General features: G+C 73.1%; 25 protein-coding genes. 13 read left to right on the forward strand and 12 right to left on the reverse strand.

Translation table 11 applies throughout. The features are described 5' to 3' along the window. Positions 1–8: 8 nt before the first annotated feature. The 8 genes from ABZU25_RS12190 (at position 9) to ABZU25_RS12225 (ending at position 9,004) form a co-directional block, all read left to right on the forward strand. On the forward strand, positions 9–1,157 hold the full coding sequence (locus ABZU25_RS12190) for an exonuclease SbcCD subunit D (protein ID WP_355029375.1): 1,149 nt from the start codon (positions 9–11) through the stop codon (positions 1,155–1,157). Continuing rightward, positions 1,157–3,631, forward strand: coding sequence for an SMC family ATPase (locus ABZU25_RS12195; RefSeq protein ID WP_355029376.1), 2,475 nt, complete (start codon positions 1,157–1,159; stop codon positions 3,629–3,631). Before ABZU25_RS12190 ends, ABZU25_RS12195 begins: the two co-directional genes overlap by 1 nt. A gap of 55 nt (positions 3,632–3,686) precedes the next feature. Then, positions 3,687–4,646 (forward strand): hypothetical protein, encoded by a 960-nt coding sequence (locus tag ABZU25_RS12200; protein WP_355029377.1) that lies wholly within the window; start codon positions 3,687–3,689, stop codon positions 4,644–4,646. 18 nt (positions 4,647–4,664) lie between these two features. Continuing rightward, entirely contained in the window at positions 4,665–5,522 is an 858-nt protein-coding gene (locus tag ABZU25_RS12205) for a fused MFS/spermidine synthase (protein WP_355029378.1), read from the forward strand. Positions 5,523–5,646: 124 nt separating this feature from the next. Next, positions 5,647–6,339 carry a sigma-70 family RNA polymerase sigma factor gene (locus ABZU25_RS12210; protein ID WP_355029379.1) on the forward strand — a complete coding sequence of 231 codons (693 nt, stop codon included), beginning with the start codon at positions 5,647–5,649 and terminating at the stop codon, positions 6,337–6,339. After that, complete coding sequence (locus tag ABZU25_RS12215) at positions 6,336–7,112, forward strand: zf-HC2 domain-containing protein (protein WP_355029380.1); 777 nt, start codon at positions 6,336–6,338, stop codon at positions 7,110–7,112. The genes ABZU25_RS12210 and ABZU25_RS12215 overlap by 4 nt, the downstream gene beginning before the upstream one ends. 203 nt (positions 7,113–7,315) lie before the next feature. After that, positions 7,316–7,963, forward strand: a complete 648-nt coding sequence (locus ABZU25_RS12220) for a hypothetical protein (protein WP_355029381.1) — start codon at positions 7,316–7,318, stop codon at positions 7,961–7,963. A 120-nt stretch (positions 7,964–8,083) separates the two neighbouring features. Further along, entirely contained in the window at positions 8,084–9,004 is a 921-nt protein-coding gene (locus ABZU25_RS12225; RefSeq protein ID WP_355029382.1) for a DNA-3-methyladenine glycosylase 2 family protein, read from the forward strand. 57 nt (positions 9,005–9,061) lie between these two features. Here ABZU25_RS12225 and ABZU25_RS12230 read toward each other — a convergent pair whose 3' ends face one another. Together ABZU25_RS12230 and ABZU25_RS12235 are read right to left on the reverse strand one after the other, a co-directional pair. After that, on the reverse strand, positions 9,062–9,490 hold the full coding sequence (locus tag ABZU25_RS12230; protein WP_355029383.1) for an SRPBCC family protein: 429 nt from the start codon (positions 9,488–9,490) through the stop codon (positions 9,062–9,064). 94 nt (positions 9,491–9,584) lie between these two features. Further along, positions 9,585–9,797, reverse strand: coding sequence for a hypothetical protein (locus tag ABZU25_RS12235; protein WP_355029384.1), 213 nt, complete (start codon positions 9,795–9,797; stop codon positions 9,585–9,587). 135 nt (positions 9,798–9,932) lie between these two features. On the opposite strand from ABZU25_RS12235, the gene ABZU25_RS12240 reads away from it, so the two are divergent. Both ABZU25_RS12240 and ABZU25_RS12245 read left to right on the forward strand, forming a co-directional pair. Further along, positions 9,933–11,048: an ATP-dependent DNA ligase gene (locus ABZU25_RS12240; protein ID WP_355029385.1), complete on the forward strand. Its 1,116-nt coding sequence runs from the start codon at positions 9,933–9,935 to the stop codon at positions 11,046–11,048. Continuing rightward, positions 11,035–12,678, forward strand: a complete 1,644-nt coding sequence (locus tag ABZU25_RS12245; protein WP_355029386.1) for an alpha/beta hydrolase — start codon at positions 11,035–11,037, stop codon at positions 12,676–12,678. The genes ABZU25_RS12240 and ABZU25_RS12245 overlap by 14 nt, the downstream gene beginning before the upstream one ends. Here the strand turns inward: ABZU25_RS12245 and ABZU25_RS12250 are convergent. After that, the gene (locus ABZU25_RS12250) at positions 12,605–13,117 is read right to left on the reverse strand and encodes a potassium channel family protein (protein ID WP_355029387.1); all 513 of its coding nucleotides are present in this window, start codon (positions 13,115–13,117) and stop codon (positions 12,605–12,607) included. The two genes, ABZU25_RS12245 and ABZU25_RS12250, sit on opposite strands and share 74 nt — an antisense overlap. Before the next feature lie 72 nt (positions 13,118–13,189). Here ABZU25_RS12250 and ABZU25_RS12255 point away from each other — a divergent pair, with 72 nt between their 5' ends. Both ABZU25_RS12255 and ABZU25_RS12260 read left to right on the forward strand, forming a co-directional pair. Further along, entirely contained in the window at positions 13,190–13,642 is a 453-nt protein-coding gene (locus tag ABZU25_RS12255; RefSeq protein ID WP_355029388.1) for a GNAT family N-acetyltransferase, read from the forward strand. A gap of 61 nt (positions 13,643–13,703) precedes the next feature. After that, positions 13,704–14,201: a hypothetical protein gene (locus ABZU25_RS12260; RefSeq protein WP_355029389.1), complete on the forward strand. Its 498-nt coding sequence runs from the start codon at positions 13,704–13,706 to the stop codon at positions 14,199–14,201. A 352-nt stretch (positions 14,202–14,553) separates the two neighbouring features. On the opposite strand, the gene ABZU25_RS12265 is transcribed toward ABZU25_RS12260, so the two are convergent. The 8 genes from ABZU25_RS12265 to ABZU25_RS12300 all read right to left on the reverse strand — a co-directional run bounded on the left by ABZU25_RS12265 (position 14,554) and on the right by ABZU25_RS12300 (position 23,875). Further along, positions 14,554–15,279, reverse strand: coding sequence for an ABC transporter ATP-binding protein (locus ABZU25_RS12265; RefSeq protein WP_355029443.1), 726 nt, complete (start codon positions 15,277–15,279; stop codon positions 14,554–14,556). An 11-nt stretch (positions 15,280–15,290) separates the two neighbouring features. Beyond that, entirely contained in the window at positions 15,291–16,286 is a 996-nt protein-coding gene (locus ABZU25_RS12270; protein ID WP_355029390.1) for an ABC transporter ATP-binding protein, read from the reverse strand. A gap of 1 nt (position 16,287) precedes the next feature. Beyond that, positions 16,288–18,996 carry an FtsX-like permease family protein gene (locus tag ABZU25_RS12275; RefSeq protein ID WP_355029391.1) on the reverse strand — a complete coding sequence of 903 codons (2,709 nt, stop codon included), beginning with the start codon at positions 18,994–18,996 and terminating at the stop codon, positions 16,288–16,290. Next, complete coding sequence (locus ABZU25_RS12280; RefSeq protein ID WP_355029392.1) at positions 18,993–22,187, reverse strand: ABC transporter permease; 3,195 nt, start codon at positions 22,185–22,187, stop codon at positions 18,993–18,995. Before ABZU25_RS12280 ends, ABZU25_RS12275 begins: the two co-directional genes overlap by 4 nt. A gap of 156 nt (positions 22,188–22,343) precedes the next feature. Beyond that, positions 22,344–22,508, reverse strand: coding sequence for a hypothetical protein (locus ABZU25_RS12285; RefSeq protein ID WP_355029393.1), 165 nt, complete (start codon positions 22,506–22,508; stop codon positions 22,344–22,346). Further along, positions 22,505–22,720 carry a helix-turn-helix transcriptional regulator gene (locus ABZU25_RS12290; protein WP_355029394.1) on the reverse strand — a complete coding sequence of 72 codons (216 nt, stop codon included), beginning with the start codon at positions 22,718–22,720 and terminating at the stop codon, positions 22,505–22,507. The genes ABZU25_RS12285 and ABZU25_RS12290 overlap by 4 nt, the downstream gene beginning before the upstream one ends. Next, positions 22,720–23,199, reverse strand: coding sequence for a DUF2975 domain-containing protein (locus ABZU25_RS12295; RefSeq protein ID WP_355029395.1), 480 nt, complete (start codon positions 23,197–23,199; stop codon positions 22,720–22,722). Before ABZU25_RS12295 ends, ABZU25_RS12290 begins: the two co-directional genes overlap by 1 nt. Before the next feature lie 31 nt (positions 23,200–23,230). Next, positions 23,231–23,875: a YdeI/OmpD-associated family protein gene (locus ABZU25_RS12300; protein ID WP_355029396.1), complete on the reverse strand. Its 645-nt coding sequence runs from the start codon at positions 23,873–23,875 to the stop codon at positions 23,231–23,233. A gap of 89 nt (positions 23,876–23,964) precedes the next feature. On the opposite strand from ABZU25_RS12300, the gene ABZU25_RS12305 reads away from it, so the two are divergent. Then, a complete protein-coding gene (locus tag ABZU25_RS12305) occupies positions 23,965–24,702 on the forward strand; it encodes a VOC family protein (RefSeq protein WP_355029397.1) in 738 nt (245 codons plus the stop codon). A 124-nt stretch (positions 24,703–24,826) separates the two neighbouring features. Here the strand turns inward: ABZU25_RS12305 and ABZU25_RS12310 are convergent, their stop codons facing one another. Continuing rightward, complete coding sequence (locus tag ABZU25_RS12310; RefSeq protein ID WP_355029398.1) at positions 24,827–26,077, reverse strand: DUF222 domain-containing protein; 1,251 nt, start codon at positions 26,075–26,077, stop codon at positions 24,827–24,829. Positions 26,078–26,147: the final 70 nt, after the last annotated feature.

Genomic DNA, 26,147 nt, shown 5'->3' on the forward strand with positions numbered 1-26,147 from the left:
GCACAGCCATGAAGATCCTGCACACCTCCGACTGGCACGTGGGAAAGGTGCTCAAGGGGCAGTCCCGGGCCGAGGAGCACAAGGCCGTGCTGGCCGGGGTGATCGACATCGCCCGCGCCGAGCAGCCGGATCTGGTGATCGTCGCCGGCGACCTCTACGACACCGCCGCGCCCAGCTCGGAGGCGACCCGCCTCGTCACCCGGGCGTTGACCGCGCTGCGCCGCACCGGCGCGGACGTGGTCGCGATCGGCGGCAACCACGACAACGGCCCCGCGCTGGACGCGCTGCGTCCGTGGGCTGATGCCGCCGGCATCACGCTGCGCGGTGGGGTGCGGGAAGATCCCGACGAGCACGTGATCGACGGCACCACCGCCGGCGGTGAGCGGTGGCGGCTGGCCGCGCTGCCGTTCCTGTCCCAGCGGTACGCGGTGCGCGCCCTGGAGATGTACGACCTGACCGCCGCGGAGACCAACCAGACGTACGCCGACCACCTGGGCCGGGTGCTGGGGCGACTCACCGAGGGTTTCACCGAACCGGACCGGGTGCACCTGGTCACCGCGCACCTCACGGTGACCGGCGCGACCACCGGTGGCGGCGAACGCGACGCGCACACAGTGCTGGGCTACGCCGTCCCGGCCACCGTGTTCCCGGCCACCGCGCACTACGTGGCGCTGGGCCACCTGCACCGGGCGCAGCGGGTCATCGGCCCCTGCCCGGTGCGGTACAGCGGCAGCCCACTCGCTGTCGACTTCGGTGAGCAGGAAAATGTCCCCTCGGTGACGATGGTCGAGGTGACGGCCAGCACCGCCGCCCGGGTGCGGGAGGTGCCGGTGACCGCGGCGAGCGCGCTGCGCACGGTGCGGGGCACCCTGGCCCAGCTCGCCGAGATCGAGGCACCGGACGCCTGGCTGCGGGTGTTTGTGCGGGAGCAACCCCGCGCCGGCCTGCGCGAGGAGGTGCAGGAGCTGCTGCCCCGGGCGCTGGAGATCCGAATCGACCCGGAGCTGTTGACCGCGCCGGGCAGCGGTGCCCGCATCGCGCAGCGCTCGGGGCGTTCGCCGCGGGAGTTGTTCGCCGACTACCTGGACAGCCGGGGCCACGCCGACGAGGGCGTCCGGGAGCTTTTCGACGAGCTCTTCGAGGAGGTCGAGCACTGATGCGTCCGATGCGGTTGGACATGGCCGGGTTCACGGTCTTCCGGGACGACACCACAGTCGACTTCACCGACGCGGACTTCTTCGCCCTGATCGGTCCGACCGGTTCGGGCAAGTCCACAGTGCTGGATGCCATCTGTTTCGCCCTCTACGGCATGGTGCCCCGCTGGGGTGGCGCGCGGGGGTTGGCGAACGCGCTCGCGCCGTCGGCGACCGAGGCCCGGGTGCGGTTGGTCTTCGAGTCCGGCGGTGCCCGGTACGTGGCGACCCGGGTGGTCCGCCGGGACGGCCGGGGCAACGTGAAGACCGCGAACGCCGGCCTGCAACTGATGCCGGCCGGCTTCGACGTGACCAAACTGGACACCGGGTTGAGCCCGGACGACCTCGGCGAGGTCGTCGCGGGCACCCCCGCCGAGATGGAGCAGGCGGTGCTGGAGGCGGTGGGGCTGCCGTACGAGCAGTTCACCAGCTGCGTGGTGCTGCCGCAGGGGCAGTTCGCGGACTTTCTGCACGCCAAGCCGGCGACCCGGCAGCAGATCCTGGTCAACCTGCTCGGCCTCGGGGTCTACGAGGATGTGCAGAAGAAGGCGACGGCGCGCGCCGCGCAGGCGGAGGCCCGGCTGGAGGCGGTCGACCAGGTGCTCGCCGGGCTGACCGGCGTGGACGACGAGGCGTTGGCCGAGGCCGACGCGCGGGTCGACCGGATGGCCGCGCTGGCCGGCGAGGTGACCGCCGCGGTGCCGGAGCTGGCAGCGGCCCGCTCCGCCGCCCGGGAGGCGGCGGCGGCGCTGAGGGCTCTCGACGACGAGCTGACCGTCCTGACCGGGGTGCGCGCGCCCGCCGGGGTGGCCGAGGTGGCCCGCGCGGTCACCGCGGCGCGGGCCGACGCCGAGGCGGCGGCGACCGGGGTGTCGTTGGCCGAGGAGCGGGAGGAGAAGCTGCGCGGCGAGCTGACCGCCGCCGGTGACGAGAGCGCGCTGCGGCTGCAACTGCGGGCGTACGACGATCGGGACCGGTTGTCCGGCGAAGCCGACACGGTCCGCGCCGCGGTGCGCGCGGCGAACGACGAGCACGCCGCGGCGGTGGCCGCGCTGGCGGTGGCTCGCGCGGCGGCCGAGCGGGCCGAGGCCGAGCTGGAGGCGGCCTTCCGGGCGCACGAGGAGGCGAAGGCCACCGACCTGGCGGTCAGCCTGCGGGTGCACCTGCATGCCGGCGCGGCCTGCCCGGTCTGCGAGCAGCCGGTGGCGCGGGTGCCGGCGGTGCCGGCCGATTCGGCGGTGGCGGCTGCGACGGCGGCGGGCAAGGTGGCGCGGGCGGCGAGCAAGGCCGCGCAGGCGACAGTGCAGCAACGGGACGCGGCGGCGCGTGACCTGGAACGGCTGCTGGTGCAGGCGCGGGCCCGGCAGGAGCAGGTGGACGCCCGACTGGCCGAGTTGGACGGGCAGCTCGCCGGCGCGGCGGAGCCGGCCGTGTTGCGCCGGGAGTTGGCCGAGCACGCCCGGTTGCGGCGCGCACTGGAGGAGGCGGCGACCGCGGTGCGGGCCGGCCGGGAGGCCGCGCGCCAGGCCCGCGCCGGGGTGGATGCCGCCGAGGAGCGGCTGCGGGCCGTCTGGCGGGCCTTCGACACGTCCCGGGACGGGTTGGCGCGGTTCGGCCCGCCGGTGACCGACCGGGACGACGTGGCAGTGGCCTGGTCGGCGTTGACGGGTTGGGCGACCACCGAGGCGGATCGACGCCGCGCCGATCGGGCGACCCGGGCCGCCGCGGTCGCCGAGGCCGAGTCGGTGGCCGACGCGGTGCAGCGGCGCATCGCCGGCATCTTCGCCGACGCCGACGTGCCGGTCGGCGCCGATCCGGTGCACGCGGCGACAGTGGCGGTGGAGCGGGCCGACGCCGACCGCCGCCGGCTGGCCGAGCGCCGGGAGCAGGCCGGCACGCTGCGCGAGCAGCGGGCCGGGCACGAGCGGGAGGCGCAGGTGGCGCGCGCGCTCGCCGGGCACCTGCGGGCCAACAACTTCGAACGGTGGTTGCTGGCCGAGGCGTTGGACCTGCTTGTGGACGGCGCGTCGGGGATCCTGCGGGAGCTCTCCTCCGGCCAGTACGAGCTGGTGCACGACAAGGGTGAGTTCGTCGTGGTCGACCACCACGACGCGGGGCTGCGCCGGGGGGTGCGCACCCTCTCCGGCGGTGAGACGTTCCAGGCGTCGCTGGCGTTGGCGTTGGCGCTCTCCGAGCAGCTGGCCGGGATGTCGACCACGGCGGCGAGCCTGGAGTCGATCGTCCTGGACGAGGGCTTCGGCACGCTCGACGCGGCGACCCTGGACACGGTCGCCGCCACATTGGAAAACCTGGCCGCCCGGGGCGACCGGATGGTCGGCGTGGTCACCCACGTGCCGGCGCTGGCCGAACGGATCCCGGTCCGCTTCGAGGTGCGCAAGGACGCGCGTTCGGCGCGGGTAGAGCGGACGGGCCGGTGAGCGCGAGGAGTGCAGCGCAGCGGAGCCCCGCAGTCGCGAACGAAAGACTCGCGCGGTGAGCGACGCGGCGTTCTTCGTCGACTCGTGGGATCCGGCGTACGGGGCGTCGTTCGAGGCGTCGGCCGCCGGGCCGGCCGCGCCGAGCAGCGCGCAGGTCGACGCGGACGTGGAGCTGCCCGCGGTGGACTGGCGGGCGATCGGGGTACGCCCCCAGGTGCGGGCGCCCGACGTGGTGCTGATGGTCGACGGGGTCCGCCGGATCGACGCGAGTATCTGGACGGCGGAGACCGACGGCGTGTCGTTTCCCGGTCTGGCCGCCTCGTACGCGGCCGGGGTGGTCCGGTGCGACCTGGGCCGGGGCGCTGCGCAGTTGGCCGGCACCCGGGTTGGTCGGGGCCTGTTCACGGCGAGCCCGTCGGCGCAGGACGTGGTGGCCGGCGCGATCCGCTACCCGGTGCACCGGGTGGGTGGCACCGGTGAGCTGGCGAAGCTGCCAGCCGCGGTGCAGGGCCCGCTGACCGCGTTGGAGGTGGCGGTGTCCGACGCCGCCCGGGTCGACGGCGACCTGCTGGTGGTGGACGGCCCGTTGCGCAGTCGCCGACAGTTGCCGCGCACGCTCGGCTACATCAAGACCCAGCACAGCCAGTATCTGGATGCCCGGCTGACCGCGGTGGTGACCGGCCTGGCGTCGGGTGAGCGTTCCCCGGTGTTCCGGCTGGGCACCGCCTGGGGTGGCTGGTCGTGGTATCTGCGGCTGCCGGTGGCGGTCGGCGCGCCGTGGGCGGGCATCGTGCGGGTGGAGTGTTCGGCCGACCTGCCCGTGGAGGCGGCGATCGAGCTGGCCGACCTGTCGCTTGTCACCCTGCCCCGCTTCGCCTCCACCCCGTACAAGGACCCGCGGGCCCCACAGAACCTGATCCCGATCGCCGGGCTGGAGCGCCGGCTGCGTGCCCTGCTCGGCGATTCCCGGCTGCTGCACCGCGCGTTGACCGCCGCGGCCCGTGCGGCCCGTTGACAGCGGATACTTGTCGGGATGGGACGTAAGCGGGCGGCTGACCGGGTGGTCGAGCAGGTCGACACCGGGCGGGCCGAGCTGGTTCCGGACCCGGACCGGGCCGGCTCGTGGACGCTGCTGCTGGACGGCGCGCCGCAGTCGCACGTCGACCTGACCGACCCGACGCACCTGGAATTCGAGTACGTGCGGCGGTTGGCCGCCGCGGTGGACCTGGTCGCACCGGCCGGTGAGCCGCTGCGGGTGCTGCATCTGGGTGGCGGCGCCCTGACCCTGCCCCGTTACGTGTCGGTCACCCGGCCCGGCTCGACCCAGCGGGTGGCCGAGGTGGACGGCGCGCTTGTGGAGTTGGTCCGCAGGGTGCTGCCGTGGCCGTCCGACGCCCGGCTGCGGGTCCGCGTGGAGGATGCGCGGGCCGTGTTGACCGCCACCCGGGACGCCAGCTACGACGTGGTGGTCGCCGACGTGTTCGCCGGTGCCCGTACCCCGGCTCATCTCACCTCGGTGGAATATGCGGCCGAGGTGGCCCGGGTGCTCCGCCCCGCGGGGTGGTATCTGGCGAACCTGGCCGACGGCCCGCCGCTGCGGCACGCACGTGGGCAGGTCGCCACGGTCCGCTCGGTGTTGCCGCAGGCCTGTCTGGTCAGTGACGCGGCGGTGTTGCGGGGCCGCCGGTACGGAAATCTGGTGCTTGTCGCCGGACGGTCCACACCGCCGGTGCCGGAGCTGACCCGGCGCGCGGCCGGCGACTGGTTCCCTGGCCGGGTGGTGGCCGGCGACGAGTTGGACCGCTTCGCCGGCGGCGCACAGGTGGTCCGCGACGCGGACGCCACCGGTTCCGATCCGCCGCCACCGGGCCTGTTCTCCGTCCGCCGCTGACCGTCCACCCGACGGCTCCGCAGAACTTTTTCGCCGTTTGTTGATCCGCTCGGGGCGGCGCTGCGTACCACCGGGCGGCCCGCTTCGTGGGCCGGCGATGGTTTCGGACACCCCGGAGGTCTGCATGCATGCGGTGGCGGCCGGTTGGCATGGCGACGTGGTAGGCGCGGACTGGATGTCGGCGCGATCCTCGTCACGGCCGACGTCGTCTGCCCGGGGGGTCGACGCGCACGCTACGTCTCGCCAGAATGGTCCGGTGACGCCGCGACCGGCGCCCGGACGCCATCAGGCGACGACAACCGAGGCCAGCCACTCCGACCAGTTGATCCGTCAGCTCTACGCCGAGCATGCCGGCCCGTTGCTGATGTTCGTCATGCGCCTCACCGGGGGGGACCGGCAGCGCGCGGAGGACATCGTCCAGGAAACGCTGCTGCGGGCCTGGCGTAACGCGCACCGCCTGGGCACGCAGGGGCAGGGGTCGCTGCGGCCGTGGCTGGTCACGGTGGCCCGTCGGATCGCCATCGACGAGCACCGCAGCCAGGAGGCGCGACCGCCGGAGACGTACGACCGGGACCTCACCGCGTTCGCCGAGGCGGACAGCACCGACCGGGTGTTGCGGACCATGACGGTGGCGGACGCGCTGCGTACGCTCAGTCAGTCGCACCGGGAAATCCTGATCTCGACGTACTTTCGGGGGCGGACGGTGCCAGAGGCCGCCGAGGAGTTGGGGCTGCCACTGGGCACCGCCAAGTCGAGGGTCTACTACGCGCTGCGCGCGCTGCGCACGGCTCTGCAGGAGCGGGGGGTGACAGAATGAGCCGGCCGGACCACATGGACGTAGCGGCGTACGCGCTCGGTGTGCTCGACGAGCAGGACACTGAGCGGTTCGAGGAGCATCTCGCCACCTGCTGGGCGTGTGCGGCCGAGTTGGAGACGATGGTGCCGGTGGTCGGTCTGCTCTCCGACATCGACGGCGAGACGATGATGGCGTTGGAGCAGACGGCGACCGACCCGGCGCTGCTGAACCGGACGCTGGGCGCGGTCCGGGCCGACCGGCGGCGTACCCGGTTTCGTCAGCTGCTCGCGACGGCCGCCGCGGTGGTGGTCTTCGGCGGTCTGACCGGGTACGGCTTCGTCAGCGTGACCGGCAGCGAATCGGCGCCGCTCGCCGGTGCGACGCCGAGCACACCGGCCGATCCGACGACGAGCGGGCCGACGGCCCCGCCGAGCGGCCCTGGTGTCGGCGGCACCGAGGAGGAGGGCGACCAGGTCGAGGCCACCGATCCGACGACCGGTGTGCAGACCACCATGTTCCTGGTGAAACGGGAGTACGGCACGCGGATCAATTTCAGCCTGCGGAAGCTGCCCGGCCCGCGCGTCTGCCGGTTGGTGGTGGTGCGGAAGAACGCCAGCACCGAGGTCATTTCGAGCTGGTCGGTGCCGGACGGCGGTTACGGCACCAGCACCCGACCGCAGGGTCTGGAGTTGAGTGCGTCGACGTCGGCTCCGGTGGACGACATCAAGCAACTCCAGGTGCAGTCGGTGGACGCCAATGGTGTGGCGAGTCCGCTGGTCACGCTACCTATGTAGTCTCGCGTACGGATCGGCGCCGGCCATGGCGACAATGGCCGGCGCCGATCTGTCGTTGCCGGAGAAGTCCCGCATCGGGGGCGTACGCATTCCCACTCGAATCGGTTCAACCAATTCAGGTGAAATTGACCACTGTTACTACTTCAACCTTGACAGCCCGCCTTCCGTACCTATGGGTGAACTACCAAGAATGAGGAGGGCACGTGGCACAGATGAAGCGGACCGTCATCGTCGCGAGCGCGATGATCGCACTAACGGCCTGCGCTCCCGCAGGTTACGACGGGGCGAACTCGAGCGCGGCCGAGCCGGTCGCCGTCGCCGCGGCCGAGCCCAGCGCGTCGGCTGAAGCCGAGGCGTCGGCGTCCGCGGAGGCGCCAGCCGCCGACGCGCCGCCCGCGAACGTAGATTTGACCGAGAAGCTGGTCGGCAAGAGCGTCGCCCGAATGGGCAAGGTCGTCACCGACCAGGACGGCTGGATCCTGTACCGCTTCGACAAGGACACCGCCGACCCGCCGTCGTCGAACTGCGTCGACAAGTGCGCCGAGGTGTGGCCCCCGGCGCTGACCGACGGCAACCCGCAGCTCACCGGCGTCTCCGACGACAAGGTCAGCAGCGTGACCCGCCAGGACGGCACCCGTCAGCTCACCATCGCCGGCTGGCCGGTCTACCGCTACATCGGCGACAAGAAGCCCGGCCAGTGGAAGGGCCAGGCGGTTGGTGGCACCTGGTTCGTGGTCCAGCCGGACGGCAAGAAGAACCTCAGCTGCCTGCCCACCTCCACGCCGAAGGCGGTCGCGCCGCCCGCGGACAGCGGCGCCAACGACGCCGGGGGCTCGGGCTACTCGTACTGATCCCAGACGCCACGCGGGCACGGTGGCCGGTCGCAGCCGGGGAGGGCGCGGCCGGCCACCGCCGTGTCCGTGCGGGCCGGCGGTGGCCGTGGCCAGGCCGCGACCTGGCAGAGTGGCGGGGTGACCGATACCGAACCCGCCGCGACCCGGGTGCTGCGCCCGCCGGTCGGCTACCGGCTGGCGGCGTCGGTCCGGGCGCTGACCTTCACCCCGTACGACCCGTGCGCACGCGTCGTCGCCGGCGCTTTCTGGTGGGCCACCCGCACCCCGGACGGGCCGGCCACCCTGGCGCTGCGGCCGGTCGCCGGTGACCTGCTCGCCGAGGGCTACGGGCCGGGCGCCGCGCACGTGGTGGCACGGGCCGACGCGATCGCCGGGCTGCACGACGACCTGACCGGCTTCGCCGAGCTGGCCGGGGCGCACCCGCTGGTGGCCCGGCTGGCTCGGGAGCACCGGGGGCTGCGGATGCCCCGCACCGGGCAGGTCTTCCCCCGGCTGCTGCGCGTGGTCTTCGAGCAGAAGGTCACCGTCAAGGAGGCGTACCGGGCGTACGAGGCGACCGTGCGGCATTTCCGGGAGCCGGCGCCCGGCCCGTTGCCGTCGCTGCTGCTGCCACCCGAGGCCGCCGCGGTGGCGGCCACCCCGTACTGGGTGTTCCACCCGTTCGGCGTGGAACAACGTCGGGCCGACACGCTGCGCCGCGCCGCCGCGCTCGCCGACCGGTTGGAGCGCAGCACCGACGCCGCCGACGCCACCCGTCGGCTGACCGCCATTCCGGGCATCGGGCCGTGGACGGCCGCCGAGGTGGTCCGGGTCGCGTACGGGGACCCGGACGCGGTCAGCGTCGGCGACTACCACGTCCCGAACACGGTGGCCTGGGCGCTCGCCGGCGAGCCGAGAGGCGACGACGCCCGGATGTTGGCCCTGTTGGAGCCGTTCCGCGGGCACCGGGGTCGGGTCTGTCTGCTGCTGGGGGCCGCCGGTCTCCGCGCGCCGAAGTATGGTCCGCGCGCCCCGATCCGCTCGTTCGCACGGTACTGAGCGGGTGGTACCCGCCGGGCAGCGGCCCGTGCCGGGTCGCCCCCACCTCCGGGTACGTCAGCTCGGCCACCGCTCGCACCGGCGCTTGAGACCGTCGGCCTCCAGGCGCAGGTAGCGCCGGAGCAGGCCGCCGTACAGCCGGCCGATCACGCCGGCCAGCGGCCCGGACTGGGCGATGGCCAGCTCGACCCGGGTACGCCCGTCGGGCAGCGGCAGCAGCCGGTGCTCCCCGCCGGTGCGTACCCCCGGGGTGTCGGAGACCCAGGTGAACTCCCGTCCCTCGGTCAGCTCGGTGACCCGCCACACCGCCGGCCGTAGCTTCGGCTGGGTCAACCGGGCGGTCGCGCCGACGGCGAGGAGCCCCGGCTCCCCCCGCTCGACCCGGGAAACCGAGGCCGTCCACTCCGGCCAGCGCTCCACGTCGACAAGCACCGCCCAGACCTGCTCGACGTCGGCGGCGATCTCCGCCGTGGCTTCGAACCGCATCACGTCCCCTCCCTGGCGGCGCCGTCGCGCACCCCCACGGGTGCGGACGAGGCCGCCGGGTGGATCGTGACACCCGCGCGCAACCTCGACGGGATCAGGCGGCTTCGCGGAGATCGGCCAGGCTCAGCGGGGTACGCAGCCGCAGCAGTTCCTCCAGCTCAGGCACCGAACCGACCTCGCCGAGCACGTTCCGGCCGCCACCGAACCGCTGCGGGTAGCGGCGGGTCAGCCGGTAGCGGTAGCGGCCCCGGATCAGCTCGACGCTCACCCGCCACCGCCCGCAGCAGTCACAGACCCACTCGGACACCTCGCGAAACTAGCTCTGACCTGCGGTTATCCGATTCGCCCGGTCGGGACGAGTGGCGCGGGGGCGGACACGCCGCACCAGCACCCACGGTGATCTGCCTCACGGCTGTCGGTGCCGTCTGATTGACTGGTCGCCGTGGACCTGCCGATCAATCCTCCGGTCGAGCCGATGCTGGCCAAGAGTGTCGCCAAGCTCCCCACCGCGTCCGGCGTGACCTACGAGCCCAAGTGGGACGGGTTCCGGTGCATCGTCTTCCGCGACGGTGACGAGGTCGAGCTGTCCAGCCGGGGCGGCAAGTCGATGACCCGCTATTTCCCGGAGGTGGTCGATCAGGCCCGCCGGCAGTTGCCCGAGCGGTGCGCGGTCGACGGTGAGTTGATCGTCATCCGGCGCGATGGGCCGAGCGGCCAGCCCCGGTTGGATTTCGAGTTGCTGGCCCAGCGCATCCACCCGGCCGCGTCCCGGGTGCAGATGCTGGCCGAGACCACACCTGCCGATTTCGTCGCGTTCGACCTGCTGGCCATCGGCGACGAGGCGCTGCTCGACCAGCCCTACCCGCTTCGCCGGAAGCGGTTGGTCGAGGCGCTGGCCGGAGTGCGCCCGCCGATGCACGTCACCCAGGTCACCACCGATCCCGACACCGCCCGCCGTTGGTTCGACGTCTTCGAGGGCGCCGGGCTGGACGGTTTGATCGTCAAGCCGGCCGACCTGCCGTACGAGCCGGGCAAGCGGCTGATGTTCAAGGTCAAGCACACCCGCACCGCGGACGCGGTGGTGGCCGGCTTCCGCTGGCACAAGTCCGGCCCGGTGGTGGGTTCGCTGCTGCTCGGTCTGTACGACGATGCCGGGGTCCTGCACCACGTGGGGGTGAGCGCGTCGTTCACCATGGCCCGTCGCGCCGAGCTGCTCGACGAGCTGGCCCCCTACCGGGACACCGGCGGCGAGCATCCGTGGGTGCACGGCGACCACGAGCGCGGCCAACGCATCCCCGGTGGGGTGAGCCGGTGGACCGGCACGAAGAACCTGGAGTGGGAGCCGGTCCGCCCGGAGCTGGTGGTCGAGGTGGGCTACGACGCGATGGAGGGCGAGCGGTTCCGGCACACCGCACGGTTCGTCCGCTGGCGTCCGGACCGCGATCCCCGGTCGTGCCGTTACGACCAGCTCGACCGGCCGATCCGCTTCGATGTGGACCAGGTGCTGCGCGGTGACCCGGCGGCCACCGTGGACCGGGCCGCCAATGGCTCGGCGTAGCCTGGCCGTCGACTCGACCCCGGAGGAGCACGTGATCCGCACCGCCCATCAGCCTCGGCTGGCGACCAGTCGCCGGGTCCGTCGCACGCTGGCCGCATTCACCGTCGCGGCGCTGCTCACCGCCGGTTGCACGCTGCCGGCGTTCGCGCCACGCACCGAGGTGGAGGGCGCGGCCGCGCCGACCGGCAGCGCGCCCGCCTGGCGGCCCTGCCCCGAGGTGCCCGACGACCTGGTCGGGCGCGGCGCGCCGGGCATGCGCTACGACTGTGCCCGGATCGCGGTGCCCCGCGACTGGGGCACCGGCGGCGGGGCGAGCGCCGGCCCGGGCGCCGGGGAGACCTTCGAGATCGCCCTGCTGCGGGCCCGCTCCACGAAACAGCGCGACCGGATCGGCTCACTGGTGCTCAACCCGGGCGGCCCCGGCGGCTCCGGCGTCGACACCGCCGTCTACCTGTCGTTCGGCCCCCAGTTCGGCGGGCTGCCCAGCTCGATCACCGAGCGCTTCGACATCGTCGGTTTCGACCCTAGGGGGGTTTCCCGGTCCAGCCCGGTGAAGTGCATCTCCGACGCCGACCTGGACGCCAGCTTCGGTTTCGACCCGGACCCGGCGAGCCAGTCGGAGTTCGACGGCTTCGTCGGTCTGAGCCAGCGGATCGGGCGCGGCTGCGGCGACCGGTACGGGGACCAGTTGCCGTTGTACGGCACCGAGCAGGCTGCCCGCGACATGGACGCGGTGCGCGCCGCGGTGGGTGACGACAGGCTCACCTACCTGGGCTACTCCTACGGCACGCTGCTCGGCGCCACGTACGCCCAGCTCTACCCGCAGCGGGTGCGGGCGCTGGTGCTCGACGGGGCCGTCGACCCGCAGCAGCGGCTGGTGGAGGGTTCGGAGAGCCAGGCCCGCGGCTTCGAGCGGGCCTTCACCAACTTCACTCGCTGGTGCACGGCGAACGCCGGCCGGTGCCCGATCGCCCCGGACGCGCGGGCCGCCGTCACCTCGGCCATCGACAAGGCCAAGGTCTCCCCGGTACGCGGCGCCGGCGGGAGGGAAGCCACCGCCGGCTGGGTGTTCTACGCTGTCATCTCGTCGCTCTACACCGAATCCGGCTGGCAGGAGCTGGCCCAGGCGATCGACCATCTGGCCGAGGGCGACCCGAAGGACGTGTTCCGGCTCGCCGACGCCTACGCCGGCCGGGGCGACGATGGGCGTTACTCGAACCTGTTCGACGCCAACCTGGCCATCAACTGCGCGGACGAGACGGAAAAGCCCAGCCGGGAGCAGATCCGGCAGTTGCAGGCGGACTGGCGGGGGAAGTATCCGCTGTTCGGGCCGGCGCTGGCGGTCGGCATGCTGAGCTGCGTCGAGTGGCCGGGTGGGCGTGACCCGTACCCGACCGGTCGGGCGAACGGCGCACCGCCGATCGTGGTGGTCGGCACCACTGGCGACCCGGCGACGCCCTACGAGCAGACCGGCCGGCTCGCCTCGATGCTCGGCGTCGGCCGGGTGCTCACCTGGGAGGGCGAGGGGCACACGGCGTACCCGCAGACGTCCTGCATCACCGCCGCGGTCGACGCCTACCTGCTCGACCTGACCGTGCCCCGGGAGGGCCTACGCTGCCCGGCTCGCTGACCGGCGGGGCCGGCGGCAGCGGGGGCACCTCGATCCCCTGCCGGGCGGCCAACTCCTCCAGCAGCGCCCGCATCCGGCGCACGTCGGCCTTGAGCTGCTCCTGCTCCTCATGCTCGAACGCGTTGTCGTCGACGATGAGCCGGCTCGCGAAGTGTGCGGTGATCAGCGGGATGACCAGCAGCACCATTGTCGAGATGAGCAACGCGGCCAACGTACGGCCCGCCCAGGTCGTCGGTGAGATGTCGCCGTACCCGACGGTCGAGGCGGTGACCACCGCCCACCAGACGGCGTCGGCCGGGCTTCGCTGCTCAACCTCCCCGTAGATGACCCCGGCCACCACGATCATCAACAGGTACGAGGTGATCAGCGTGCGGGGCGAGTTGGCGAACCACACCAACGCCCGGTATATCCAGCGGAACGGCAGCAGCACTAGCTCCATGCCGCCTCATGCTGCCCGTTGCCCGCAAGTGGCACGAACCATCGGTCGGGTTCGCTGTGCCAGGCTCACCGCATGACCGACGTGACCTTCCGGGAGGCGGTCCGGGCCGACCTGCCCGCCGTCATCGCCCTGCTCGCCGACGACGTCCTGGGCAAGGCCCGCGACTTCACCGAGGTCGACGAGGCCTACGAGAAGGCGTTCGCGGACATCACCGCGGACCCGCGCAACCAGCTCATCGTGGCCGAGCAGGACGCCGAACTGGTCGGCTGCCTCCAGATCACCTACATCCCCGGCCTCGGTCGGCACGGCAGCGAGCGCTCCCTGATCGAGTCGGTCCGGATCCGCTCCGACCGGCGCGGCCAGGGGCTGGGCCGAGACCTGATGAGCTGGGCCGTCGACCAGGCCCGCGAGCGTGGCTGCGCGCTGGTGCAGCTCACCACGGACAAGTCCCGAGCGGACGCGCACCGTTTCTATCTGGGCCTCGGCTTCGTGGCCAGCCACGAGGGCATGAAGCTCGCGCTCTGAGGCGTCGTGACACCCACCGGCGGGCAGCGGAAACCGAGCCGGCCGGTCTACATTCGCTGCCGTGGACGAGCCGACGATGCCCGCTGGCTCGCAGCCCCGCCCAGGATGGCGGCGGACGGGCTGGGCGATTCTGACGGCCGGCGTCCTTCTGGTCGTCGTCGCGTTCTGGCTGCCCGCCTGGCGCACCGTCTATCCGGATCGGGTGGACGTCACAGTGGGCTCGAAGGCGCTCGGCTGGGCGCTACCGTTCGCGGTGATCGCTGCCGTCTTCGCAGTGCAGTCGCTCGTCAACGTCGGCCCGGCCCGCTGGGTCTGGCGGCAGGCCAGCCTGGGAATGCTCGTCTCCAACGCGCTCGCCTGCGGCAGCATCACCGGGGTGTACTGGTATTTCGAGGCCGAAGACCCCTACGTCGATGAGGAACTGCTGTCGACCGGGCCGGGCGCCGGTCTCGTCCTGGCCCTGCTGGGCTACCTGCTGATCCCGCTCGCCGGCGCCCTCCCCAGCGGCCGCATGGGTGGTAACCGGCCCAGGCACGACCGGCCCGACCAGGCGAAGTAGGAGGACGACCTCGCGCGCCCCGGGTCCCGGAGTCGCCCCTCAGCGCCTGTAGAGCTGCCCCACACCCGGGGCGCCGCCCCACACCCGGCCGCCGCCCCACACCCGGGCCACCGCCCCACACCCGGCCGCCGCCCCACACCCGGGCCACCGCCCCACACCCCGACCGCCGCCCCACACCCGGGCCGCCGCCCCACATCTGGGGCAGCTCTACAGGCAGCGACCACACCCCATCGGTGGCGCGGACCGCGACGCACGACCCACGGCGCCGCAGCCCGCAGCCGCCACCGACCGCCGCCACCGTCCCGGTCACCGCACGCCGCCACCGCCCGCCGCCACCGCCGAGGCGCGGCGGTCAGCCGTCGACCAGGCGACCGTCGCGCAGCACGAGCACCCGGTCGGCGAGGTCGATCAGGGCCGGGTCGTGCGTGGCCACCAGCGCGGTCATGCCACGCGCGTGCACCACCGCGCGCAGCAGGTCCATGATGGACCGACCGGTCTCCGAGTCGAGCTGACCCGTGGGCTCGTCGGCGATGAGCAGATCCGGCTCGTTGGCCAGCGCTCGGGCGACCGCAACCCGCTGCTGCTGCCCACCGGAGAGCTCGTACGGGCGCTGGGCCGCGTGTCCGCCCAGGCCGACCAGCTCCAGCAGCACCGCGACCCGCTGCTCCCGCTCGGCGGCCGGCACCTGCGCCAGCCGCAACGGCACCCCCACGTTCTCGGCGGCGGAGAGGATCGGCACCAGCCCGAAGGTCTGGAACACGAACCCGACGGTGCCCCGGCGCAGCTGCAACAGTTCCGCCTCGCCGGCCGCTGTCACCTCGTGCCCGGCCACCACCACCTGACCGCTGTCCGGCCGGTCGAGACCGCCGATCAGGTTCAGCAGCGTGGTCTTGCCGGCCCCGGACCGGCCCCGGATGGCGACCAGCTCGCCCCGGTTGGCACTGAACGAGACGTCCCGCACCGCGTGCACGGCGTGCTCGCCCCGGCCGAAGGTACGGCTCACACCGCTGACCCGGAGCACCTCGGCCGGTTGCGCGGCGGGTCCACCGCCGAACCCGGCCGCACCGGTCACCACCATGTCCCGACGGCTCATGCCCGTGCTCCCCGCTCGTCCGAGGCCCGGTCGCCGGGCCGTACCTGCACGTGATCCGGCTCCAGATCGAGCCGGACCCGCTCCTTCAGCGCGAGCGCGTCGACGAATGCGGCAGGTAGCTGCATCCGGCCGTTGCGGTCCAGCACCGCGTACTCCTCGCTGACCAGCTCGGTGTTGCCGTCCGCGTCGATCCGGGCGGTTCGGCGTACCTCGGAGGCGGTCCGGCCGTCGCGGATCGCGACGGTCCGACGGACCTGCGTGGCCACTGCGTGGTCGTGGGTCACGACCACGATGGTCACGCCCAGCTCGGCGTTGATGGTGCGCAGCGCCGCGAAGACCTCGGCGCCGGTCGCCTCGTCCAGTTCACCGGTCGGCTCGTCGGCGAAGAGCACCTCCGGGTCGTTGGCCACCGCCACCGCGACCGCGCACCGCTGCTGCTCGCCGCCGCTGAGCTGCCCCGGCCGACGGTCCGCGCAGTAACCCACACCGACCATGTCGAGCAGTTCCCGGGCCCGCTCCCGGCGGGCCTTGCCGCCGCGTTTGCCGGCCAACTGCATCGGCAGCTCGACGTTTTCCACAGCGGTGAGGTACGGCAGCAGGTTGCGGCCGGTCTGCTGCCAGACGAAGCCGACCAGTTCTCGCCGGTAGCTCAGCCGCCGCTTGGTGGACAGTGAGAGCAGGTCGTAGTCGGCCACCCGGGCGATGCCGGCGGTGGGCGTGTCCAGGCCGGAGAGGATGTTGAGCAGGGTCGACTTGCCCGAGCCGGACGCGCCGACGATCGCCACCAGCTCCCCCCGGTCGATGACCAGGTCGAGCCCCTGGAGGGCGACGACCTCGACCCCCTCGGTCTTGAAGATGCGCACCAGACCGTCGCAGACGATGTGTCCGCGCAGTCGGTCCTGCCCGCCGGCCCGCTCGGCGGCACGTTGCGCGGCCCGCTGTTGCAGGGAGGCCAGGTCGGGCACCAGTGAAGTCTGGGCGGTAGCGGTCATCTCAGCTCTCCTCTCCGAGCCGAAGCACCTCACCGAGGCGCAACCGGCGGTTGTTCAGGGCCTCGACGGCGACCGCGAAGCCGAGGGCGACCACCCCGAGCGCGAGCACCGCCGCCACCAGGCCGGGCTCGAAGGCCACCCGGACCGGCATGCCACTGGTGAACGCGGACAGGCCGAGCACCGGGTTGAGCAGCAGGGGCAGCACCGCACCGACCAGCGCGCCGGTCAGCACCGACACCCCGACCAGCGGGGCCAGCTCGACCAGCAGCAGCCCGCGCCACTGCCGGCGGGACAGGCCGAGGGTACGCAGCCGGGACAGCACCTGGCCGCGGGCCCGCGCGCCGGCCAGCACGGTGAACGCGATGGCCAGCAGCCCGAGCGCGGAGCCACCGACGGCACCGGCGACGAACCCGAAGGCCAGTACGCCGTTCGCGCCGCCCGCGCCGAGGTCCCGGCGGATGTCGGCCCGGGTGTCGACGACGACTCCGAGCGGGCGTTCCCGCCCGGTGACCGCCCCGTCCTGCTGGTACCGCGACTGTCCCTGGTCGCCGGCGCGGCGCAGCGCCTCGGCGTCCAGCCGATCGCCGGCGACCAGCAGGCTGGTCGCCACGGGCGTGGTGGTGCGCGCTGGCAGCGCCTGCCAGGGAAGGATGACGAACCGGTCGGTGTTCGCCGACAGCAGGGGGAAACTCTCCTCGCTGCCGGCCACCCGGAACTCGTACCGCTGGCCCTGCACCGAGACGAAGGCGGAGCGGTCCAGTCGGGCCTTGGCGAGATCGGCGGCGACCGCCGGCGAGACGATCGCGGGCACCGGACCCGGTTCGGGCCGGGCGGTGCGCAGTGCGGCCGGAAGCGGCAGATCCACAGCGGATTCCCGGGCCACCGTGGCCAACCCTGAACCGTCGATCAGCAGCACGGCCGTCTCCCCGAGCCGCGGGTCGGTGCCGAGTTCGTCGGCGGCCAGCCGCTCGTCGGACGCGAACAGCACCCGGGTCGCGGCCCGGACCCCCGGCAGGCGACCCAACTCGTCGATCGTGTCGGGAGCGAAGCGCTCACCTCGGATCACCGCGTCGGCGGGCACGATCCGCTCGGCGGCCCGGTCCCGGCTCGCGTCGACGCCGGCGGCGACGACCGCGCAGAACGCCGCAGTGCCGATCGCGAGCACCACGACGATCAGCGGCGCGGCGACCGCCGACCGGCCGGCCCGCGCTGTGCCGAGGAAGGCGACGCTGCCCCGGGTCCGCGCGGCCAGCCGGCTGACCAGCAACAACGGCCAGGGGTACGCCCGCAGCGCGAGCACCGCCGCGGCGACCGCGAGCAGCACCGGCACCGACACCAGCAGCGGGTCCACCTCACCGAGGGTGAGGCCGCGCCGACGCAGCAGCACCGCGGCGAGCACGGCGAGCAGCAACACGGAAACCTCGACGGTGAGCCGGCGGGTCGACGGGCGCATCCGGACCAGGTCGCGGCGGGACGCCCCACCGGTCGGTACGGCCAGCGTGGCCAGCGGCAGTGCCAGGGTGACCAGGACGGTCGCGGCGATCGCGTACGGCGTGCTCGGGTCCGGGGCGCCCGGGAACAGGGTCCCCAGCCACCAGCCGAGCGCGGCGGCGACCGGCACCACCAGCAGCGACTCGGCGAGGCTTCGTCGGGCGCCGGCAGTGGTCCCGCCGCCGCGGGCCCGGATCAGCACGAACTCCGCCCGGCGCCGCCGGGTGGCGAGGGTGGCGGCGAGCACGATCAGCCCGGCCAGCGTGGCCAGGACGCCGGCCGCGATCACCGCCAGCAGGGTCCGGGCGGCGTTCACCTGGGCGGCGAACGCCCGCAACGGGATGTCGACGCCCTGGGCCAGCGAGAGGTCGGCCGGCGTGCTCTGCTGCGCTTTCTGGAGACCGTCGATCAGCTGGTCCAGCTGCCGCGCATCGATCTTGTCGGCGCCCAGCCGGTACCGCCAGTTGGACCGGATCGGCCAACCCGCCGTGGCCCGCTTGTCGAGGGCCGACTGGGCGACCACGCCGGAGGCGACGAACGGCTGACCGTCCCCCTGCGGTTCGATGATCCGCAGCATCGACGGCAGCCCGTCCCAGATGCCGCCCGTACGGTCGACGGGGCGGAACAGCCCCACCACCGTCAGCGGGACGGCGTCGTAGAACCGCTTCTGGTCATCGACCTTGCCGATGCGCAGTTGGCTGCCGGTGCGCAGGTTGAGTTTGCCGGCCACGTCGACATCGAGCGCCACCTCGATCGGCCGGTCGGGAAGGTACGTCTCGCTCGGCCACGTCCCCTCGACGAGGGTGCTGGCGTCCTGGATGCCGGGCATGCCCCGGAGACCCAGGTCGACAAGCAGGTTGCGGGCCGCGAGGTCCGGCCCGACCACGCGGGCCGGCTCCGCGTCCACGTTGTACCACCGCTCGCTCACCGCCGATCGGACCTGCGGCGGCAGGTCCGCGGCCAGCGCGTCGAACCGCTCGCGGGCGTAGGCCATCGCCGGCTTCAGGGCGGGGGCGGTCACCACGCCGCTGGTGTACGAGAGGTCCCGGCGCGCCGGCAGCTCAGTGTTCAGCTGCGCCCGAAGCCCCTGTTGGGCGAGTTGGTTCACCAGCCGGGGCACGCCGCTGATCAGCAGCGTGACCACCAGGGTCAGCACCGCCAGCAGCAGGAACTGCCCGCCGTACACCCGGACCCGCCGGACCACCGCGCCGACGCTCATCGTTCTCCCCCGATTCGCAGCTGCACCGCCGCCACCCGCTGCCGGATGCCGGAGGCGATGAACGCGCTGAAGGCGAGCGCCGCCAGCAGCAGACCGACTGCGGTGAGACCGATCGGCACCCACGGCAGCGCGAACGTCGCCGGGGGGATCGGCCGACCCGCGGCCGGGGTGAGGATGACAAGTGGGGCCATTGTGGCTCCGACCGCGGCGCCGAGCAGCAGACCGACTCCCACGCCGATGCCCGCGAGGAAGGCCTGTTCGGCCAGCAGCGCCCGAGCCAGCAGCCGGGGCGTGGCGCCGAGGGTGTGCAGGACCGCGAACTCGCTGAGCCGGCGTCGGGCGGTTGCCCACACGTCCACCATCAGGCCGACGATGGCGAGCAGCACCGCGCCGAGCGCCGCGGCGAGCATCCCGGTACGCGAACCCTGCCAGTACGGGTCGTCCGCCGCGGCGGTGATCTCCGCTTCCCGGTTGAGGACGGTGACTCCCGGCAGCTCGTCGGCCGCTCCGGCGGCGGCCGTCGCGTCGGTGGCGGAGATCCACCACTCCGGTACCGGCCGGATCGTCCCGCCGGCACCGATCAGCGCGTCGACAGCGGCCGGCAGGTCGAGCAGTATGCCCTCGCCGGTGGTGGTCGGCACGGAGTCCAGTTCACCGACCAGGTGGACCGGCAGCGTCACCCCGGAGAGCGTCAGCTCGACGGTGTTGCCGAGGTGCAGGCTCAGCGCATCGCGTACCCGGGGGGTCATCAGCACCGGGACAGCGGCGACCGGTCCGCCCGCCACTCCCGGTACGACGACGAACCGGCTCGCCGGTCGATCCCGCCGGCTCCCCTCAGTGATCAACTGGACGGGGCGGTTGGCGGCGAGCCCGGCACCGCTCGACTCCACAAGCGTGCGCGGCCCACCAAGCCACGTCGCCGTCCAGTCACCAGGCAGCTCGGCCGGCCGGGCGGTGCCGGTGGCGTCGACAAGCGCCAACCCTTCCAGCGAGAACCCGTACGAGACGCCACCCGCGAACCCGGTGTCGGCTTCGAAGCCGGCCAGCCGCAGCGGCGCTCCGCCCACGTCCGGAAGCGTGACAGTGAACCGACTGGCCTGCCCGGTGCTCAGGGCGTCGGCCGCCGGCAGCCTGAAGGCGAGCCCGTCGGGGGTGGTCAACAGCAACGACACCGCGACGCGGTGCGGCTCGGCGGGTTGCTCGACCGGCGTACGGACGGTGCCGGTGACCGCTCGGGTGCCCGGCGGCAGCTCGACTCCCCCGGTGGCACCGCGCGCTTGGATCATCCGCTGGTACTGCTCCGACACCGGGTCGTCGCTGAGCCGGTCGGCGAGTCGGACGACCCCGGGGGCGCTGGCCGGGTCGATGCCGATCACGCTCACCGGCAGGTCATCCCGGCCGACCCGGATGTCGTCGCGCCACGCCGGCAGCGCCCGGTTCACGCTGGGCAGCGCGGCGAGTTCACCGGCCCGGGTGAGCGGGGCGTTCCCATCTCGTTCGGTGACCCGCAGGTCGGCACCGACCGTGTGACCGGCCTGCTCGACCTGGGACCGCTCCCCCGTGCTGATCAGGGACCACGCCAGGGTGCTGCCACCGACGGCGAGGGCGAGCAGCAGCACCGGGCCGGCGTGCGGACGGCGTCCGGCCTGCCACATGCCGAACATGGTGGCCGTCCAGGGCCGCCGGTCGACGAACCGCTCGGCGAACCGGGTGACCGGTGGCAGCACCCGCAGCGCCAGCACCGCGCCCGCCAGCACGCCGAGTGTCGGAGCGGCGATCAGCAGCGGGTCGAGTCCGAGCCGGCCGCCCGAGCCGGCCAGCGGCGAGGCGTACCGGCGGAGCTGCACCCAGGCGAGCACGGCGAGCGCCACGAGCACCAGGTCGACGCTGGTCCGCTGAACGCTCGCCGCCCGGTTCGGGCGGGACCGGGCGGCCATGTCGGCGACGTAGGTGCCGGCGCCGCGCAGCGTCGGGGCGACCATGGCCACCAGACAGCCGGCGGCCGTGGCCGCGGCGGCTGCCCAGACCAGGGCGGTGTTGCCGCCGGCGGTGGACAGTTGCTCGGTACCGCCGGGTCGGACGAAGCGCAGCGCCACACTGGCGATCACCGGCGCGAGCAGTACCGCGGGGGCGACCACCAGGGTCGCCTCGCGGGCGGCCAGGCCGGCCAACTGTCGGCGGGCGGCGCCGCGGGCACGCAGCAGCGCGGTCTGCGCGCGACGGTCCTCGTGCAGGAGCGCGGCGACCAGCACCAGCGCGTACCCGCCGAGCACCAGGATGAGCAGCAGCGGGGTCGCCAGCGCGGAACGGCCGACCAGGTCGGCGCGGCCGATCCGGTCCAGCAGCTGCGGCATCTTGGTCACCGCCTGGACGGAGCTGCCCAGTTGGGCGGCTTCGGGCACCGCCGCGGACGCTTCGGTGAGGGCTTTCCGCACGGCGGGAAGATCGGCCACGTCGACGCCGCCGAGATCCGGTTCGACGAGCCAGGACGCCGACACCGAGCCGGGGAAGATGGCCGCGAAGTCAGCCGGGTCGAGTGCGAACGGCCCGTACGACGTGCCGGAGCCGGCGCTGCCCGTCCCCACCCCGGGGGCCAACAGCCAGTACGCGTCCGCCGGGTCGCGGGGCCGCCAGGTGCCGGCGAGCACCAGTTCGCCGCGCCGTTCGGTGGCCCGGTCACGGACCGGGATGCGTTGGCCGACGCTGAGGCCCAGCGCACCCGCGGCCCGTTCCGGGAGGCTCACCTGGGTGGGGTTCGCCCCCGGGCGGGGCCAGGCTCCGCTGGTCAGCTCCGCGTGCCCGGCGAGGTCGTCGAGGGTGGCCAGGTTCGCGAAGACGGGCTCGTCGCCGGTACGGGGCACGGATCCGAGCGAGCCGGTCAACTCCCGCCCGGTGCCGTACCGGGCGACCGAGACGCTGACCGGTACGCCGGCGAGCCCGTCGGTGAACTCGGCGCGGACCGCCCCGTCGCGGGTGGCGAACTCGGCCGCGTCGCGCCCGCCCGACCCACTGACCAGGAGGCCGCGTTCCTCGGCTGGCGAGGCGACCACCAGCGCCCGCTGCCCGGCATCCACCGCCCGACGGTTGTAGTCGGACAGCCCGGTGACCAACGCGACGGCGACCAGGGCCGCGATCACCGCGGCGACCAGCAACCCTCGCGCCTCTCGGGCACGCCTCCACACCAGCTTCATCCGACGCCTCCCCTGGCCCTGACGGGCCGACGACCATCAAGACAGGCCACCCACCGGGAAAGGTTCGCGCCCGTTACATGATCGTTACTAGGAGAGGGGTCGGCTCAGGCCGGCCGGCACGCCTCGGACGGCCGCCGGCCGGCGCGCCTCGGACGGTTAGCTGCCGCCCCGGACGGTGCGGACGCCGAATGCCACCGCTCCGATGACGAGCACGACGCCCAGGAGCTGGAGACCAGGCGAGTCGTCGGCCTCGCCGAGCACGATGCCGGCGATGCCGATGGCGACCGCGAGAATGACGCCGACGGTCAGGACGTACCTCATGGGGTTTCCTCCTCGATCCACTCGAGCAGATCTCCGGGCTGGCAGCCGAGTACCCGGCACATCGCCTCCAGCGTGCTGAAGCGGACGGCCTTGGCGCGGCCGTTCTTGAGCACCGCCACGTTGGCCGGCGTGAGCCCGACCCGTTCGGCGAACTCGCCGACGCTCATCTTGCGTTTGGCCAACTCGACGTCGATGCGGACGACGATGGGCATCAGATCACCGCCTCCATGTCGGTCCGCAGCGTGGTTGCCTGCCGCAGCAGCGCACGCATCACCACCATGAGGAGCCCGAGCACCGTGACACCCATCGTCAACAGGAACAGCAGGATCGGGCCGCCCGGGTCGTCCGCGTTGAAGCCGACGGAGAGGAAGACACCCACGAGCACCACCCACGCGGCGCCGACGGCCCACACGATCAGGTCGACCCACCTCAGGGACGCTTCGGTGAAGATGCGGTCGTTCTTGACCAGGCTGAGCAACTTCCACGTCGACACGATGACCACCTGGACGCACAGCACCCAGAACACCGTCACGGCGGTCAGCGGCCACCGGAGGTAGGCGTGCTCCGGCGACTCCTGGGCCATGTGCGCGAACTGCCCGGGCAGCGAGAACGTCTGGAACCCGATCAGGACCACGAACAGCACCCCGAGAAAGACTCTGAGAGCGGCTACCGCTCGATGCTCTGTAACCATCCATCGAGTTTCGCTCGTTACCTATCGAAAGTCAATCGCTTTGCCGAGGGTCGGCTCCCGCCTGCGGCGGCGTCGGCCCGGAGACCGGCCTCGCCTTCTGGGGGTAGACCGCCTCGTGGCGAGCCAGCATGGCGACGAACTCGACAATCTTCCGCTCGCGGGTCTGCGCCCGTTTGACGGCATTGACGCGGTGGATGAGAGCGAACCGGTTGGCCTTGGTGAGCACGTCGAACATGGCCTGCGCGGCAGGTTCGGCGGCGATGGCGGCGAGGAGGTCGGCCGGCACCTCGGCTTCCGACGACGGGGCGTAGGCAGCCGACCATCGCCCGTCCGCCTTCGCGGCTTCCACGACGGCGCGACCCGAGGGCAGCATTCGCCCCTGCGCCTCCAACCGGGCCACGTGGGCCACGTTGCGTTGCGACCAGGAGCTGCGGGACCGGCGCGGGGTGAACCGGATCCAGGAGCTCTCCTGATCCCGTTTCCGGGCCTGCCCGTCGATCCAGCCGAAGCACAGTCCCTCGTCGACCGCCTGCTGCCAGGTCAGTGTCGTGGCCGTGCCGCCCTTCCTGGTCAGGGCGAGCCAGACACCGGGCGACGTGGCGTGGTTCGCCGACAACCACGCGCGCAGGGCGTCGGCGTCCGCGACGATCAACTCATCCAGCTCAGCGCTCACCATGCCGGCAGGCTAACCGCCACTGCCGACACCGATGCCACAGCCGACACGTGGCCACCGCCGTCGGCCGGTCCGGCCCTAGCATCGTCGCCATGGCAACGCGGCTCGTGCAGATCAACATGAAGGCTCGGGACGACTCCGCACTCGGCGGTTTCTGGGCGGAGGCGCTCGGCTGGGAGATCTCCAGCGAGGGGCCCGGCGTGACCAATCTCGAACCGGAGGGCTTCGACTATCCCGATCCGGTCGCCGTCTGCGTCGACCTCGTCGTCTCCGCGGAACCCAAGATGGTGAAGAACCGCGTGCACGTCGACCTCGCCACCACCTCGGCGGCCCATCAGACGCAGGTGGTCACGCGCCTGACGGATCTCGGCGCGACACTCGCCGACGTCGGCCAGGGCGACGTGCCATGGACGGTCATGGCCGACCCGGAGGGCAACGAGTTCTGCGTGCTGGACCCCCGGCCGCTCTACCGGGACACCGGGCCGATCGCCGCGGTGGTGGTCGACTGCGCGGATCCGCGAGCCATGGCCAACTTCTGGGACAAGGCCATGGACTGGACAGTGCACGAGGTGACCGACCAGAGCGCGGTGCTGCGCTCCGCCAAGGGCGTCGGCCCATATCTGCGGTTCGTCCGCACACCCGATGTGAAGACCGGATGGAACCGGGTCCATCTCGACGTCCGCCCGTACCCGGGTGACGAGCTGGCCGTCGAGGCGGCCAGGCTGCGGACGCTCGGCGCCACCGCCGTCGACCTGAGCCCGAGCGAGGTCCCGTGGAGGGTCCTCACCGACCCGGAAGGCAACGAGTTCTGCCTCCTCACCCCAAGCTGACTCGTACCCCCGTCATCCGGGCGGCACGGCCACCGGATCGCCCGGACGCTGCGACGCGCCCGGCGGCGGCAGGGATCCCGTGAGCCGCCGCGCACCTTGGTCGGTTCGGGCCGCCGGGGATCGGCTACGTCCGGCGGTGGTAGTGGTTGCGGCGCGGGAGCTGGTCGGGGTCGAGCCAGGCCGGCGGTACGAAATCCGGTCGGCCGTCGTCGCCCAGCCGGACCGCCCACTCCGTCTGGTGCAGGTGCCGATGGTGGTGGCCGCAGAGCAGCACCGAGTTGTCGAGGCTGGTCGGGCCGCCGTCGGCCCAGTGTCGAATGTGGTGGGCGGCGCACCAGCGGGGCGGCCGGTCGCAGCCCGGAAAGGCGCAGCCTCCGTCGCGCAGCACCAGCGCACGCCGCAGCGGGCCGCTGACGAGGCGGCGTTGCCGGCCCACGTCGAGGACCTGACCGGCACCGCCCAGCACGGCAGGCAGGATGGCGGCGTCGCAGGCGAGCCGACGCACGGTGTCGGGAGTGAGGCGCAGGCCGACGTCGAGCGCGCCGGCGTGCAACTGCCGCGTCAGCTCGTCGAAGCCAGTGGTGACGACGAGCTGGGCCGGGTCGCCGCCATGCTCCGGCAGCTCACCGGTGCGCAGGACCAGCCGGCACACGTCGGCGAGGGCGTCGTGCCGGCGCTGGCCGGGAGTGCGCGTGTCGTCGGGCCCGCTGGGTGCGCTGAGCGGGTCGATGGCGGCGCGCACGAGCGCGGCGGTCTCCGCGTCGAGGGTGCCACTGAGCCGTAGCCGACCGCCGGTCTGCTCGGAGACGGTGACGTGCCGGTCGCGGGTTGCCCGGGCGGCCTCGGCGTCCAGTGCCGCGCGGGCGGCGGCGTCGGCCATCTCGGGGGCGACGTGGTCGAGGATGCGGGTGCTGAGCTTGCGCAGCACTGTGGGATCGAACTGCTCGGCCCATTCGACAAGCACACCGACAGCCTTGTCGGCGACCTCCGGCCCGGCGACCGTCTGCACGGCGGTGACGGCGTCGGCGATGACCCGAGCCTGCTCCAGGCTGACCGCCCCGCTGGCCAGAGCGTCCCGCACCCCCGCCGGGGCGGCGTCGACCGAGGCGGCCAGGTCGACCAGCCGACGGGCGGCGGCGACATCGAGTCGCAGGCGGTGCCGCAACCACACGGCCGTCGAGGACGCGCCCTGCGCGACAGCGGTGCCCCGACCATCCACCTCCCGCACGAGGGCCAACCGCACCGCCGCCAGCCGCTGCTGGAGCCGGTGCGTGGCGTCGAGGGCCGTGATCAGGTCGCCCTCGGAGAGCGCCCAGGCGGAAGCATCGGTGCAGGTCGCCACCGCGCTCTCCGCCCCCGCCAACTCATCGATCACAAGCAGACACTAGAACAGGTGTACGACAACTTCCCGTGGCCATATTCATCTGGCGTCGGATCATCTGAGG

It is taken from the genome of Micromonospora sp. NPDC005215, assembly GCF_040607915.1.
Classification (GTDB): Bacteria; Actinomycetota; Actinomycetes; order Mycobacteriales; family Micromonosporaceae; genus Micromonospora.

What these genes read in the sequence shown, in the direction of transcription:
- ABZU25_RS12245 (WP_355029386.1), top strand. Translation starts at nt 11,035, where the DNA reads ATGGCTCGGCGTAGCCTGGCCGTCGACTCGACCCCGGAGGAGCACGTG.
- ABZU25_RS12195 (WP_355029376.1), top strand. Translation starts at nt 1,157, where the DNA reads ATGCGTCCGATGCGGTTGGACATGGCCGGGTTCACGGTCTTCCGGGAC.
- ABZU25_RS12205 (WP_355029378.1), top strand. Translation starts at nt 4,665, where the DNA reads ATGGGACGTAAGCGGGCGGCTGACCGGGTGGTCGAGCAGGTCGACACC.
- ABZU25_RS12290 (WP_355029394.1), bottom strand. Translation starts at nt 22,720, where the DNA reads ATGCCCATCGTCGTCCGCATCGACGTCGAGTTGGCCAAACGCAAGATG.
- ABZU25_RS12230 (WP_355029383.1), bottom strand. Translation starts at nt 9,490, where the DNA reads ATGCGGTTCGAAGCCACGGCGGAGATCGCCGCCGACGTCGAGCAGGTC.
- ABZU25_RS12275 (WP_355029391.1), bottom strand. Translation starts at nt 18,996, where the DNA reads ATGAGCGTCGGCGCGGTGGTCCGGCGGGTCCGGGTGTACGGCGGGCAG.
- ABZU25_RS12215 (WP_355029380.1), top strand. Translation starts at nt 6,336, where the DNA reads ATGAGCCGGCCGGACCACATGGACGTAGCGGCGTACGCGCTCGGTGTG.
- ABZU25_RS12270 (WP_355029390.1), bottom strand. Translation starts at nt 16,286, where the DNA reads ATGACCGCTACCGCCCAGACTTCACTGGTGCCCGACCTGGCCTCCCTG.
- ABZU25_RS12300 (WP_355029396.1), bottom strand. Translation starts at nt 23,875, where the DNA reads ATGGTGAGCGCTGAGCTGGATGAGTTGATCGTCGCGGACGCCGACGCC.
- ABZU25_RS12255 (WP_355029388.1), top strand. Translation starts at nt 13,190, where the DNA reads ATGACCGACGTGACCTTCCGGGAGGCGGTCCGGGCCGACCTGCCCGCC.
- ABZU25_RS12305 (WP_355029397.1), top strand. Translation starts at nt 23,965, where the DNA reads ATGGCAACGCGGCTCGTGCAGATCAACATGAAGGCTCGGGACGACTCC.
- ABZU25_RS12210 (WP_355029379.1), top strand. Translation starts at nt 5,647, where the DNA reads ATGCATGCGGTGGCGGCCGGTTGGCATGGCGACGTGGTAGGCGCGGAC.
- ABZU25_RS12295 (WP_355029395.1), bottom strand. Translation starts at nt 23,199, where the DNA reads ATGGTTACAGAGCATCGAGCGGTAGCCGCTCTCAGAGTCTTTCTCGGG.
- ABZU25_RS12190 (WP_355029375.1), top strand. Translation starts at nt 9, where the DNA reads ATGAAGATCCTGCACACCTCCGACTGGCACGTGGGAAAGGTGCTCAAG.
- ABZU25_RS12285 (WP_355029393.1), bottom strand. Translation starts at nt 22,508, where the DNA reads ATGAGGTACGTCCTGACCGTCGGCGTCATTCTCGCGGTCGCCATCGGC.
- ABZU25_RS12280 (WP_355029392.1), bottom strand. Translation starts at nt 22,187, where the DNA reads ATGAAGCTGGTGTGGAGGCGTGCCCGAGAGGCGCGAGGGTTGCTGGTC.
- ABZU25_RS12265 (WP_355029443.1), bottom strand. Translation starts at nt 15,279, where the DNA reads ATGGTGGTGACCGGTGCGGCCGGGTTCGGCGGTGGACCCGCCGCGCAA.
- ABZU25_RS12250 (WP_355029387.1), bottom strand. Translation starts at nt 13,117, where the DNA reads ATGGAGCTAGTGCTGCTGCCGTTCCGCTGGATATACCGGGCGTTGGTG.